We start from the raw sequence: 12,878 nt of genomic DNA, 5'->3' as shown, positions 1-12,878 counted from the left end.
AACGCCGCCTCAAACCAAAAGCACCCTGCAGCCAATGACTAATGAATTTCTTCGCCCCACAGTCATAATTTTTCAGCGTCCACTTTCATAAAACTTTTTACCCTCTTTGATTCAGTTTCCTTTCCCCATTTCGGAAATTAATTTTGGCATTCGGTATAGAATGGTACTTTGGATAAAGGCTTCCACTTAAAAGTATGAGGCATCAATTACCTTCCTCCCATTTTTTGGAAAGGATGAATTATATCTGGCGCCGGAAGACCGTGTTTATCGCAGTGCTCTCAATCGCCGCCATAGCCTTGCACCTGGTGCTTCGGTTTGGATTCCACACGGGCAGGAACATTCATGAGATTCCACTTTGGACCGCGTTGGTCCTGGGTGGACTTCCGCTGCTTTATGAATTGGGGAAGAAATTGTTGAATCGTGAGTTTGGCTCCGATCTGCTGGCGGGAATTTCCATTGTAACCTCCATAGTATTGGGCGAGTACCTGGCGGGAACGCTGGTTGTGTTGATGCTTTCAGGCGGAGAGGCCCTGGAAAATTATGCCGTGCAGAGCGCCTCCTCAGTGCTTCGTGCCCTGGCCAAACGCATGCCATCTGTGGCTCACCGAAAGTCGAATGGCAAGGTGGTGGATGTGAAACTTGATGAAGTTTCGGTGGAGGACACCCTGATCCTCTTTCCACATGATATTTGCCCGGTGGATGGATTGGTGATTGAAGGGCATGGGGAGATGGATGAATCCTTTCTCACAGGCGAACCGTTCAAGATCGAGAAGGCGCCGGGTTCGATGGTGATTTCCGGCGCGATCAATGGGGATTCAGCCTTGACTATTCGTGCCATCAAACGCGCGGTGGATTCGCGTTACGCCAAGATCATGGAAGTCATGCGCTCGTCCGAAGAGAATCGGCCGCGAATGCGACGTTTAGGCGACCAATTGGGCGCTTTTTATACTCCGTTCGCAATTGCGGTGGCACTTGTTGCCTGGTTTTCCACCGGCGAGGTGGTGCGTTTTCTTGCAGTATTGGTGGTTGCAACGCCTTGTCCGTTGATCATTGCCATACCCGTTGCCATCATTGGTTCGATCTCACTCTGTGCCCGGCGCGGCATCATCATTAAAAACCCGGTTGTCCTTGAGCAAATCCAAAGATGCAGAGTGGTGATCTTTGATAAAACAGGAACGCTGACCTATGGAGAGCCGAAGCTCACTGAACAAATGACGGCCCCCGGTTTTTCTCCAACGGAAGTGCTCGCGCTGGCGGCCAGCCTGGAGCGATATTCAAAGCATCCGCTGGCCAGCGCGGTTTTAGCTGCAGCGAAGAAGGCTGGCGTCAGACAACTGGAAGCGGCGGAGATCAGTGAACCTCCGGGGCAGGGACTGCGTGGGACGGTTTCCGGCCATCAGGTTCAAATCACCAGTCGCGGCAAGCTGGTCAGGCAAAAGGTTGCCGGACCGGAGCATCTTCCTGGAATCACCAGCGGGCTGGAGTGCATGGTCGTTATCGATGGAACCTATGCCGCCACCTTTCGCTTTCATGATGCGCCACGGGAGGAGAGTGTTTCTTTCATTGGGCATCTTGCGCCGAAGCATCATTTCAAGCGAATCATGCTGCTTTCCGGCGACCGCAAATCCGAAGTTGAGTACCTTGCCAAAGAGGTTGGCATTACTGAAATCCATGCAGAGAAGAACCCGGAGGAAAAGCTCGCCATTGTCCGTGGCGAAACGGCTCTCGCCAAAACCTTGTACGTAGGAGATGGCATCAACGATGCGCCGGCAATAATGGCGGCCACCGTGGGTGTGGCCATTGGTCAAAACAGCGACATCACCGCGGAGGCGGCGGGAGCTGTCATCATGGAAGGGGCGCTCAAGCGGGTGGATGAACTGATGCACATCAGTCATCGCATGCGGACAATTGCACTTCAAAGCGCGATGGGAGGAATGGCGTTGAGTGTCATAGGAATGATCTTCGCCGGGATGGGATATTTAGTTCCGGTGGAGGGAGCGATTGTTCAGGAAATCATTGATGTGCTGGCGGTGCTTAATGCGCTGCGGGCTGCGTGGCGGCCGAAACAGTTGACGGATTTTGATACATGACTAACCCAAATGACCGTCACGTAAGCAAGGCACATAGAGGGGGCACTGCTGTCAGTAGAGCAATACCCAGTTCTACTGTTCCCCTTCAGATTCGGCTTTATCCAGAGTGAGAGAGACATTTCCGACGGTCAGGAAGCTCCCGGAAAATCCTTCACGGTTGTTGCCAGCGCGCGATGTTTACAAGTTGATCTCAACAGACTCCTCCTTCTGGAAAATTGGCAAGGGCTTCTGAATTCGGAGAGGTTGATGGGAATGAAAAAGCAGGTTGCTGAAGGGTTTGGAGTGGAGGGGCTTCGGTGGATTATGGGCAAAAATGGGCAAATATGGAATGATTTGCAAAATGGGGTTGGGCTGTTACTTTGGATGATGCCTGACGGGCCCATTACTATGAGTAAATCTGAGCGGATGGTTGACTTGAAGCCGAATCATGTAGCAAAAATGCAGGATAAGCAGAACGAACGCGACCACCGGGAATTGCGGATTGATAAGGTGGGGGTGCGCGGGCTGCGGTTTCCGATTCAGATTCGCGACAAGGCGCATGTGTTGCAAAACACGGTGGCGACGATCGGGATGTATGTGGATTTGCCGAAGGAGTTCAAGGGGACGCACATGAGCCGGTTCATTGAGGTGCTCAATGCACATGGCAACGTGGTGCATGTGGAGAACATCACGGAGATTTTGCACGCGATGCAGAAGAAGTTGCATGCGGACACAGCGCACCTGGAGATGGAGTTCCCGTTTTTTCTGACGAAGAAGGCGCCGGTGTCGGGGATGGAGGGTTTGATGGATTACACCGCGCGGTTCGATGCGACGGCGAGTGGAAAAGAAATTGATTTCGTGTTGACGGTGATGGCAGCTGTGACGACGTTATGTCCCTGCTCGAAAGCGATCAGTCAATATAGCGCGCATAATCAACGGGGAACGGTGACAGTGAAAATTCGATCGAAGCAGGCGATATGGATTGAGGATTTGATCGCGTTGGTGGAGAGTTGCGCGAGTTCGGAGTTGTATTCGCTGTTGAAGAGGCAGGATGAGAAGGCGGTTACTGAGCGGGCGTATGAGAACCCGGTTTTTGTGGAAGATTTGGTGCGAAATGTGGCATTAAAGCTGAATGCGCACCAGGATGTGACGTGGTATAAAGTGGAGGCTGAAAATTATGAAAGCATCCATAATCACAACGCATATGCCTGCATAGAAAAGGGTTAAGTTGGCGGTTTAGCTCCTGAAGGCTGGACAAAGGGCGTGAATGGGGGTAGAAGCTCCCGAAAATTGTTAAACATTTTTGTGGCATATTTGTTTTCCTTTGCTACATTCGCGCACTCTCGATTGGATTGTGGCTCCATCAGAAGAGGCACAATAATGCAGAATTGTTAACGGATTTGTGACAACAAATAAGAAGATAGTGAAGAAAGAACCCACCGGAAGTAAGTCGGTGCGCTCCGCCACGGCTGCGTCCATCCTTGGGCTGCCATCGGAGAAAGCAAAAAAGAACGGCGAAGCCAAAATCAAGCCTGAATGGGCTGGTTATTATCAGAATTTGCTGGAATTGAGGGAGCAACTGCTTAAGCAGATGAGCGGGCTGGCAAAAGAATCCGCCCAGGAACTGGCCGGATACAGCCTGCATATGGCGGATTCCGGCACGGATAATTTTGATCGTGATTTCGCATTGAGCCTCCTATCTTCTGATCAGGATGCCATTTACGAAATTGAAGAAGCGTTGAAGCGGATTGAGAAGAATACGTATGGCGTTTGTGAATTGACGGGCAAGCCGATTCCAAAGGCCCGCCTGGAAGCAATTCCCTGGACACGGTTCACGGTTCAGGCTCAAGCGCAGTTGGAGAAGGAAGGCGCTTTGCGTCAACGTCGTTTGGGAGCATTGGGCACGGTGGATAATGCCGGTTCCAATGAAGTGGAAGACGATGATGAACCAGAAGAAAAGCCAGCGAAGGAAAAGGAATAATTTATGGCAAGAGAAACCGTTACGATTGAATGTACAGAGGCACGTAAGGAAGGCAAATCACCTTCCCGTTACATGACCAGCAGGAATAAGAAATTGAAGCCGGAAAAGATCGAGATCAAGAAGTATAATCCCTTCCTGCGTCGTCACACGGTGCACCGGGAAATTAAGTAAAGCATATGCCACGCAAAACTCATACGGATAAGGAAAAACGTGGTGGTCGCGGAAGAAGCGCCACCGGCGAGATGCGCACACCGAGGCCGAAGCCGAAAATCGACTTCACCATCGACGCACTCGATTTCAAGAATACCAATCTGCTCAAGCAGTTTGTGACCGACCAGGGTCGTATCCTTCCTCGTAAATACACTGGTCTGCCTGCCCATTATCAACGTCAGCTGAACCGCTCGATCAAGCGGGCCCGGCAGATGTTGCTGATGAAGTAAAACTTTCTCCCCGCACGACCTGCGGGGAGTTTTCTTGAAAACGTAATGCAAACGATTTGCAATTACGGTTGGAAAGGATGAGTTTTAGAAGTGAAGCCGCTGCGCCTATACCGAATGCCAAAATTAATTTCCGAAATGGAGAAAAGAACCGGAATGAAAGAAGGCAATAAGCCTGATGAAAGTGGAGACTGAAAAGGCGATGGCTTGGGGCAGGAAGAACTTCGTTAGTCGTTGGGTGCAGGGTGCTTTTGATTTGAGGCGGCGTTGTCGGCCTGGTCGCTATCTAGGGATAGCGCCTGCGGCCTCCGCCTTGCCTCAAACCAAAATCCCTCCTGCCATTCGGAAATTTCTTTCGGCATTCGGTATAACCTGGATGCTCCTTGGTTTATTGCTGATGGCGCACGTGCCCGATGCATCAGCACAAGGGAAGAAATTAAAGGTTTTGACCAGTTTTCTGCCGATCTATTGCTTCACAGTGAATGTGGCTGGTGATCTGGCAGAGGTGGAAAATCTTCTGCCTGCGGGAGCTGACCCGCATGACTTCCAGTTTTCGCCGCGTGAGGTTAAGAAGTTGGCTGGGGCGGACATGATCGTGGTGAATGGGTTGCAGTTGGAAGCATGGCTCGACAAGCTGATACATTCGGCGGAGCGGCCGAAAATTATCGTGGAGGCGGCTGCGGGATTGAAGTCAGAACTGATTTTTGGAGCATTTGAAAAGGAAGGTAATTATCGATCCAGCGAGACAAAGGAGGATGGTGCGATTCCCAATCCTCATATTTGGCTTGATCCAAAATTAGCAGAACACGAGGTTACCAATATTCTTGAGGCGTTGATTAAAGCTGATCCCGCCAATTCGGAGGGATATACTCGCAACGCGAGGGCCTACATTGCGAAATTAGAGGAATTGAACGGTCGATTGGAGGCAGGCTTGGCATCGGCAAAGGCTGAGCCCGTGATTACTTTGCATAATGCATTTCCATATTTTGCGCGGCGGTATGATTTGAAAATCGTGGGGGTGATTGAAAAAGTGCCAGACGTGGAACCTTCACCCCGATATCTCGCTGCATTGGGGCGAACCATACGGACGAAGAAAGTGAAAGCCATTTTTACAGAGCGCCAGACTTCCTCGCGGTTGGCCCAAATGATTGGACGTGATTACAACGTGTCGGTAGCGCAACTGGATACAATTGAGACCGGAGAGTTCAAGGCAACAGCTTATGAGGATGCGATGTATCAGAATTTACGCGTATTGGAGGAATCTTTAAAATGAGCGCTCCCTGCTGCAATGCACATTCAACCGTGCCGGTGGAAGCACGGGATGTGCGGGTTTCGTTTGATGGCCAGCCGGTGTTGCGCGGGGTCACGTTCACTGTGCCTCATGGCCAGTTGGTGGCTTTGATTGGGCCCAATGGTTCCGGCAAGACAACCTTGTTGCGCTGCCTGCTGGGACTTCAAAAGGTATCTGCCGGAGAGATCAAATTATTCGGTCAAAGTGATCTGCAAAAGGTGATGCATCGGGTTGGCTATGTGCCGCAACGCCTTGCTCTTGATAGGAGTTTTGTTTTGAGTGTGCGGGAATTCCTTGCTTTACGCCTGAGAAAAACGAACAACTGGTTCTGGCAATCACACAAGCGCACCGACGAACTGATTCGCGCCACACTGGCAGAAATTGGGGTCGAGCCGCTATTTGACAGACCTCTGGCGCAGTTGTCAGGCGGACAGTTGCAACGGGTGCTCATCGCTTTCAGCCTGCTGACGAAGCCGGAACTGCTTTTGTTGGATGAGCCTACTGCCGGTGTTGACACGCCGGGCGAAGAAACTTTCTACGAACTGATTGCCCATATTCAAAAACAATATCACCTGACCGTGATCCTTGTGTCGCATGATCTATCGATGGTTTATCGCCATGCATCGCATGTGTTCGCATTGAACGGAGTAATCTGCTGCGAAGGCACGCCAGAGCAGGTGCTCAATGCCGATTCGTTGAAACAGGCATACGGCATTCACGTATCACCTTACGAACACCATCATCATGTTCACTGAACCATTCATGCAACGTGCTTTGCTGGCGGCTCTCTGCCTGGGGCCGCTTTGTGCGCTGCTCGGGGTATTTGTCATTGCCAGGCGAATGGCGTTCTTCAGTGATACGGTATCGCATTCAGCATTGGCGGGCGTGGCGCTGGGTTTTTGGTTGGGCTTTGCCGAGCCAACCGTGCCGATGGTGGGATTTAGTTTGCTCGTGGCTGCGGCCATGATGTGGCTGAAGGAACGCACAGAGTTGTTATCCGATACCATTATGGCGTTGCTGCTTTCCGGGTCGGTGGCATTGGGTGTTATTATTTTAAGCCTGCTGCATGGCAGAAACTATCAGGGGGAACTGGAGCGATATTTGTTCGGAGATATCCTGGCGATTGAGTGGAAGGATGTTTGGCTGGGGGCAGTCTTGTTGGGAGTTGTAGGGACGGGAATTTTTGTGCAGCTAAGCTCGCTCACTTTGCTCTCGGCGCAGGAGGACATGGCCTATGTGTGTGGAGTGCGAGTAAAGCGATTGAATTATTTGTTCGTGCTGGTGCTGACCCTGACGGTAGCCATGAGCATTCGACTATTGGGAATTATACTGGTCACTTCACTGATTGTGATTCCACCGGCGTCCGCCCGGAGTTTGAGTCGGAACCTGCGCCAGCAAATCCTTTTCAGCCTGCTCTTTGGACTTCTAGGCGGAGTAGGGGGGACAATATTGTCGTATCAATTGGACGTTCCCTGTGGTTCAACGATTGTGCTGACCTGCGTTGGAATATTTGTGGTGGCGATGATCGCAGGTAAATTGAGAACTGGAAAAGCATTCAAGTCACTGGCGACATGAAATGTCATTCACATGAACATGGACGGGCGGAGTTACCGGAGTTGACCGACAAACTCCGGCGCAAGTCGCGCAAGATCACCGGACCGCGGCAGGCGATTTTACAGATTCTTAGGCAACATCCTCATCCGATGTCCAATAAGGAGATATTTGCAGAGCTGAAGGGGGACTGCGATCTCGCGACAGTTTATCGGTCACTGCATTTGCTGGAGAGCATGCACATGGTCAAGAGATTCGACCTGGGAGACGGGATAGCGCGGTTCGAGTTGCTGGCGGAAGGAGATGATGGACACCATCACCATCTTGTGTGCAGCCGTTGTGCCGCAGTGGTGGAAATCGATGACTGCTTTACCCGGGAACTCGAGGAGCGAATTGCCGCCAAAAGCGGCTTTAAGGCCATAACTCACAGGCTGGAGTTTTTTGGCATTTGCCCCCAGTGCCAGTGAGTTACTGGCCTTATTGCTCGAAACACGTCACCAGTGAAGTGACGAATTATTGATCAATTACTGGAGACTAGGTGGCTTCTTCTGTAAGCCAATCACCCAGGTACAAGTATCCCTTGATTTTCCTGCGTTCATGGCGGTGTTTTTGGGCCTTCTTGGGACGACTGTCTGCTTTGCGGAAGGAGTGTTTACTATTACGTATGGCTTCAGTGATAACATCCAACGTTTTCGTCATATCCAACTTTCCTTTCTCAAGCTTACACTAGCGTGTATTGTGCCAACTACCTTGTTTCCCTTATTGACACATAGATTAATGGTCTTCGCTAATATAGACTATCTCCCGCAAAAAGGATTCAAAAAATAAGAAAAAATTTACGGGAAAGTAACCCAGATGTCACTTAGGGGCCACTTAGGCGGGAAAAGTGAAGGAACCGGAGCGCCATTCACCCTCTTCCAAGTCGCGGAGTTTTTTCAGTCCGGCTTGTTTGAAGGCTTTTTCAATTTTTGGAAATTCTTCCTTTAAAATACCTGCCAGAACGAGAGTTCCGCCCGGCTTAAGGAAACTGAGAATTTGCTTTTGCGCGGACACGAGGAGGTTGGAAATCAGATTGGCGCAGATCAAATCGAACTTTTCCCTGCCTGTCAAAGGAAGCTTGGTGACGTCTTTACGGGTGATCCTCAGCTGTCTGTCCACACCATTGAGAAGGGCGTTTTCCCTGGCAACGCGAACAGCCTCAGGATCGAAATCAAGTGCGACCACTGGTTTGTAGCCCAGCTTAACAGCCGAGATGGAAAGGATTCCAGAGCCGGTTCCGATGTCCAAAAATGATTGCGCCTGTTGGGACTTTCGACTCCTTACGATTTCGTGCAGGCAAAATGATGTGGTGGGATGGTTGCCGGTTCCAAAGCTCAACCCCGGATCCAAAACCACGAGAGCCTGATTTTTTTTCAGGCGACGTTTGATCCAACTTGGTTTCACAAGGAGTTGTGAGCCGATTTCGATGGGTTTGAAATGGCGCTTCCAGGATTCAGACCAATCTTCACGCGCGACCTTGTTTACAGAAATTTTTCCAGCACCGAGGTCGAGGCCACTGGCTTTGATTTGTTTTAAACCCGCGACCAGCGCAGCCCGCTTTTTGGGAGTCCATTCAGCCTGTTTCTGACAGTAAACCGAGGCGATGGTGATCTTGGTTTCCTCGTTCGTGTAAACACCGGACGCACGCGCGAACACCCGGGCCAACAATTCCACCACGGCTTCCTCAGCTTCCAGACTCGTAGTAATGGATACCTGCCAGAGGGATGGTTTTTTCATATGAGATGGCGCCAGGGAGTGAAGTTCAGAAGTTGAAGTTCGGTCTTATGCGGGGACTTCTGCACTTCCGTCAGACTGGCGTATTCGATTTCGAACAAGGACATGTTTCGAAGCGGCAAGTCGAGAATGATTGAGAGCAGCATTCGAATGACTCCGCCATGGCAGAAAATGGCGACGCTCTGGCCAGGATGATCCTGCAGAATTTGTTGAATGCAAGGCTCCACACGAGCGCGAAAGGTTTGACCCGTTTCTGCATTCGGCATGGTTCCCTGGTCGATTTGTGAGAGCCATTCAAAGGCGCTGATATTGAATTTTTCGCGAACCTGCTCCCAGCCAAGGCCGGTCCAGTCGCCAAAATCCACTTCGCGCAGGCCAGGCATGATAATTGGGGAAGCCTTGGTGTCAGCAATGAAAGGGGCCATGGTTTGCTGCACACGCTTCATCGGGCTGGCATAAACGGCATCAAACTTCTTGTGTTCGATGTATTTTGCCAGTTTCACGGCCTGTTCATGGCCGCGGGGTGAGAGGTCCATATCGATGCGCCCTCCGAAGATGCGTTGATAACGGGCTTCGACTTCCGCGTGGCGAAGCAGAAAAAGACTGGTTGCAGCAATCATCCGAAATTCTGGTAATCAGGCCAGGGCGGCCTGCTGAGCTGCGAGTAATTCTTTGACGCCGGCCTTGCCAAGGGCAAGCAGGGCAGCCAACTCGGTTTCACTGAAGGTGGCCTCTTCACCGGTGCCTTGTAACTCGATGAATTCGCCAACCGAATTCATTACGAGATTCAAATCCACAGCGGCGGCGGCATCTTCAACATAGCAAAGATCCAAAAGCGGTTGCCGATTAACGACCCCGACACTTACAGCGGCGACCGCATGCAGCATCGGGCTTTCCTTGAGCTTGCCTTCCGACATGAGTTTGCGAACTGCCAGGGAGAGGGCGACATAAGCGCCGGTGATGGCAGCGGTGCGAGTGCCGCCGTCGGCTTGCAGCACATCACAATCCACCCAAATCGTGCGGGAACCGATCTTTTCCAAGTCGATGGCCGCGCGCATGGCCCGGCCGATTAAACGTTGAATTTCCTGGGAACGACCGTCGATTTTGCCCTTGGAAATGTCACGCTGTTTTCTTTGCAGCGTGGAATAGGGGAGCATGGAGTATTCGGCCGTAATCCAGCCACCGATCACATTTTGTTCCTTCATCCATCGCGGTACGGATTCCTCGACAGTTACTCCGCAGATGACGCGAGTGTTGCCCCATTCAACCAGCGTCGAACCAGTGGCATAGGGAGCAATGTGGTTTTGAAAACGCAGAGGCCGAAGCTGGCCGGGCAGACGGCCATCAGTTCTTAAAGGGACACCCGTCGATGGTAGCGGTTCAGGCATATAAACGCGGCACATGGTAGGCCGAGTTCGTGCCAAGGGCAACGACGAAAAAACAGCATCCTGGAAAAGCCGGGCTTATTGGTTCCCAATTGAAACTGAATCGAACAGGTTTTCGAGGCTGTTCAGGGTGGCTTCCTTTTTAGGATTCAAAATTTGTTTCAAATAGGTGATGGCGTCGGGAATCGTCTTTATGGAACGAGGGAGACTGGCACCGCAGGCATTGGCATGTCCGCCGCCCTGCAGCTTTTCAGCAACCTTGATGGCTTCACCATCCTTGCTGCGCAGGCTGACGATGATCAAACCGTTCGTACGGCGGAAAAGTGTGATCAACACCGGGAAGGGAGTCGCCTTCTCCTCCAAAAGTTGGTGAACAATCAAATTATTATTGCCAATGACGGTGTCGACAAAACCGACCGTGGGACTGAGTTCAGTCACATTCTTTTTGCTCCAGGCGAACCCGAGAGGATTTTCAACCCGGCGCTTCACATCCATTACTTCAAGGAGGGGATGGTTCAGCAGACGTTCCAGCTGGCCTTCGATCAAGGAATGGAGGTTCCAGAATTGATAAACCTTAACGAGATTGGCGTAATCGGCGGCGATGACGAAATCGGGATCATCTTCCAGGAAGAGATCGGCAACATTATTGAGATGCACCAGGCGGTCGAGTTCGGGAGAGCCCAGCCCGTTTTGTTGACACAGATCGTAGCAAAGCAGGCCGGCAGACTTGGTTAAGTCATGGATCAGCCGCGCCTGTTTTGCCGGGGCTTCGCTGGCATGATGATCGATGACCAGCCAATTCGGACGATCAATGCGGGCTTCGAAATTCAAATCAGTCACCCAGGCGCACTTTTCCTTCAGCTCACGCTGCTTCCACATGTTGTAGTGATAGGCTTCGAGAGGAACTTCGGTGTCGAAAAGTTTTTTGGCGAGACGTTGCAATAAAACTCCAGCCACGAGTCCATCGAGATCGCTCTCGTGAGTCAGTATCACATCCGGCTTTGGCAAATTATCCATGCGTGCAAGCAGACTAATTCAATTAAAGGGGAGTATCCATAGCGAATTTGTATTCCCATAAAATTGATATTTGGACGTTAACGGCGTGGCTGGGTATTTCGCCTACGTTGAAGCAGAGAGGGATGCGACGTAATTTAAATTCAAACCTGAAGGGTCTGAAATCAATCATACAGAAGGAAAAAATATGCTCGAAACCATTGCAATCATACTCATCGTGCTCTGGCTCCTGGGACTCGTTACGTCCTATACCGTTGGCGGTTTTATTCATGTGCTGCTGGTATTGGCCATTATTGTTATTCTGATCCGGGTGATCCAAGGCAGGAGACTATAAGTTGATTTTATCAGGCATGAAAAACAGCCCTTAAAGGGGAATGCCTTACGCCATCAGTGTATCTGGTTAATTGCATGGCGGTCATTCGTCCTAGCCGACTGACCGAACAAGTTTCCTTCGTTGTATTTTAATCTGCACCGCCCGGGTTTCCATCTACGCGGTCAGCCCAACCTTTTGGAATAATTTTCTTCACCATAAAGCCTGTATGCCACACACTTCGGGCATTCACGCTTTATGAGATTATTCGATTTGACGGGAGAAGTGGCGGTGGTGATTGGTGCGACCGGTGCATTGGGTGGCGCGTTGGCAGAAGGTCTGGGACAAGCCGGCGCCAATGTGGCAGTGTTGGGACGCAACGCAGACCGAGGTGAAGCTTGCGTCAAACGCATTCAGGATTCCGGCGGCACGGCAAAGTTTTTTCCTGCAGACGCGATGTCGGCAGGCGGATTGAAACAAGCTCATCAGGCAGTTCAGCAGTCGCTCGGTGCTCCCACAATCCTGGTTAATGCCGCCGGTGGTAATGATCCAAAAACAACTGTGGCCGGAGAGCGGAAGATTGAAGATATTGCGCTGGAAGATTGGCGCGCCAATTTTGATTTGAATCTGGTAGGTGGTGTTTTGCTGCCGTGCCAGGAGTTTGGTCCCGGGATGGTCAGTCGCGGCAAGGGGAGTATTATTAATATTGCGAGTGTTTCGGCCGGCATTCCGCTTTCACGGGTGGTGGCGTATTCCGCTTCGAAGGCCGGGGTGTTAAGTCTGACACAATTCCTGGCGCGTGAATGGGCACCCAAAGGCGTGCGAGTGAATGCGATTACTCCCGGTTTTTTCCCGGCAGAACAGAACCGCAAGCTGCTTTTCAACGACGATGGAACACCGACAGCCCGCGCAGCCTCCATCCTGGGGCATACCCCGATGGGACGATTCGGCAAGTCCGAGGAACTCATGGGCGCCGCGGTTTTTCTTGCCAGCTCGAAAGCCAGTGGTTTTGTTACAGGGACTGAGCTGCGGGTCGATGGTGGATTTCTAGCTCAAACCATTTAAGA

The 12,878-nt window shown here is 51.3% G+C and carries 16 protein-coding genes; 11 read left to right on the top strand and 5 right to left on the bottom strand.

The window, feature by feature from the left end:
* Positions 1 to 194: 194 nt before the first annotated feature.
* From CFLAV_RS28140 to CFLAV_RS28100, 9 genes are all read left to right on the top strand, one after another.
* Positions 195 to 2,090: a heavy metal translocating P-type ATPase gene (locus CFLAV_RS28140; protein ID WP_192812816.1), complete on the top strand. Its 1,896-nt coding sequence runs from the start codon at positions 195 to 197 to the stop codon at positions 2,088 to 2,090.
* 387 nt (positions 2,091 to 2,477) lie between these two features.
* On the top strand, positions 2,478 to 3,296 hold the full coding sequence (folE2, locus tag CFLAV_RS28135) for a GTP cyclohydrolase FolE2 (protein WP_237712476.1): 819 nt from the start codon (positions 2,478 to 2,480) through the stop codon (positions 3,294 to 3,296).
* 196 nt (positions 3,297 to 3,492) lie between these two features.
* Positions 3,493 to 4,050 carry a TraR/DksA family transcriptional regulator gene (locus CFLAV_RS33330; protein WP_202796969.1) on the top strand — a complete coding sequence of 186 codons (558 nt, stop codon included), beginning with the start codon at positions 3,493 to 3,495 and terminating at the stop codon, positions 4,048 to 4,050.
* Positions 4,051 to 4,053: 3 nt separating this feature from the next.
* Positions 4,054 to 4,221 (top strand): 50S ribosomal protein L33, encoded by a 168-nt coding sequence (gene rpmG / locus CFLAV_RS28125; protein ID WP_007418313.1) that lies wholly within the window; start codon positions 4,054 to 4,056, stop codon positions 4,219 to 4,221.
* 5 nt (positions 4,222 to 4,226) lie between these two features.
* The gene (gene rpsR / locus CFLAV_RS28120; protein WP_007418312.1) at positions 4,227 to 4,490 is read left to right on the top strand and encodes a 30S ribosomal protein S18; all 264 of its coding nucleotides are present in this window, start codon (positions 4,227 to 4,229) and stop codon (positions 4,488 to 4,490) included.
* 175 nt (positions 4,491 to 4,665) lie between these two features.
* Positions 4,666 to 5,760: a metal ABC transporter solute-binding protein, Zn/Mn family gene (locus CFLAV_RS28115; RefSeq protein WP_007418311.1), complete on the top strand. Its 1,095-nt coding sequence runs from the start codon at positions 4,666 to 4,668 to the stop codon at positions 5,758 to 5,760.
* Positions 5,757 to 6,533, top strand: a complete 777-nt coding sequence (locus CFLAV_RS28110) for a metal ABC transporter ATP-binding protein (protein WP_007418310.1) — start codon at positions 5,757 to 5,759, stop codon at positions 6,531 to 6,533. Before CFLAV_RS28115 ends, CFLAV_RS28110 begins: the two co-directional genes overlap by 4 nt.
* Positions 6,523 to 7,353 (top strand): metal ABC transporter permease, encoded by an 831-nt coding sequence (locus CFLAV_RS28105; RefSeq protein WP_007418309.1) that lies wholly within the window; start codon positions 6,523 to 6,525, stop codon positions 7,351 to 7,353. Before CFLAV_RS28110 ends, CFLAV_RS28105 begins: the two co-directional genes overlap by 11 nt.
* A complete protein-coding gene (locus CFLAV_RS28100; protein WP_007418308.1) occupies positions 7,350 to 7,796 on the top strand; it encodes a Fur family transcriptional regulator in 447 nt (148 codons plus the stop codon). Before CFLAV_RS28105 ends, CFLAV_RS28100 begins: the two co-directional genes overlap by 4 nt.
* A gap of 67 nt (positions 7,797 to 7,863) precedes the next feature.
* Here the strand turns inward: CFLAV_RS28100 and CFLAV_RS35835 are convergent, their stop codons facing one another.
* From CFLAV_RS35835 to CFLAV_RS28080, 5 genes are all read right to left on the bottom strand, one after another.
* Positions 7,864 to 8,028, bottom strand: coding sequence for a hypothetical protein (locus CFLAV_RS35835; RefSeq protein WP_160164680.1), 165 nt, complete (start codon positions 8,026 to 8,028; stop codon positions 7,864 to 7,866).
* A 174-nt stretch (positions 8,029 to 8,202) separates the two neighbouring features.
* Positions 8,203 to 9,105, bottom strand: a complete 903-nt coding sequence (gene prmA / locus CFLAV_RS28095) for a 50S ribosomal protein L11 methyltransferase (RefSeq protein WP_007418306.1) — start codon at positions 9,103 to 9,105, stop codon at positions 8,203 to 8,205.
* Positions 9,102 to 9,722, bottom strand: a complete 621-nt coding sequence (locus tag CFLAV_RS28090) for a histidine phosphatase family protein (RefSeq protein WP_007418305.1) — start codon at positions 9,720 to 9,722, stop codon at positions 9,102 to 9,104. Before CFLAV_RS28090 ends, prmA begins: the two co-directional genes overlap by 4 nt.
* Before the next feature lie 15 nt (positions 9,723 to 9,737).
* Positions 9,738 to 10,490, bottom strand: coding sequence for a ribonuclease PH (rph, locus tag CFLAV_RS28085; RefSeq protein ID WP_050785982.1), 753 nt, complete (start codon positions 10,488 to 10,490; stop codon positions 9,738 to 9,740).
* Positions 10,491 to 10,565: 75 nt separating this feature from the next.
* Positions 10,566 to 11,504, bottom strand: coding sequence for a DHH family phosphoesterase (locus CFLAV_RS28080; RefSeq protein ID WP_007418303.1), 939 nt, complete (start codon positions 11,502 to 11,504; stop codon positions 10,566 to 10,568).
* Between the two features lie 184 nt (positions 11,505 to 11,688).
* On the opposite strand from CFLAV_RS28080, the gene CFLAV_RS35275 reads away from it, so the two are divergent.
* Together CFLAV_RS35275 and CFLAV_RS28075 are read left to right on the top strand one after the other, a co-directional pair.
* Positions 11,689 to 11,835 (top strand): lmo0937 family membrane protein, encoded by a 147-nt coding sequence (locus CFLAV_RS35275; RefSeq protein ID WP_007418302.1) that lies wholly within the window; start codon positions 11,689 to 11,691, stop codon positions 11,833 to 11,835.
* A 234-nt stretch (positions 11,836 to 12,069) separates the two neighbouring features.
* The gene (locus CFLAV_RS28075; protein ID WP_007418301.1) at positions 12,070 to 12,876 is read left to right on the top strand and encodes an SDR family oxidoreductase; all 807 of its coding nucleotides are present in this window, start codon (positions 12,070 to 12,072) and stop codon (positions 12,874 to 12,876) included.
* Positions 12,877 to 12,878 lie beyond the last annotated feature (2 nt).

This window comes from Pedosphaera parvula Ellin514 (assembly GCF_000172555.1).
GTDB lineage: Bacteria > Verrucomicrobiota > Verrucomicrobiia > Limisphaerales > Pedosphaeraceae > Pedosphaera.
This window is presented reverse-complemented; position numbering and strand designations above follow the sequence as displayed.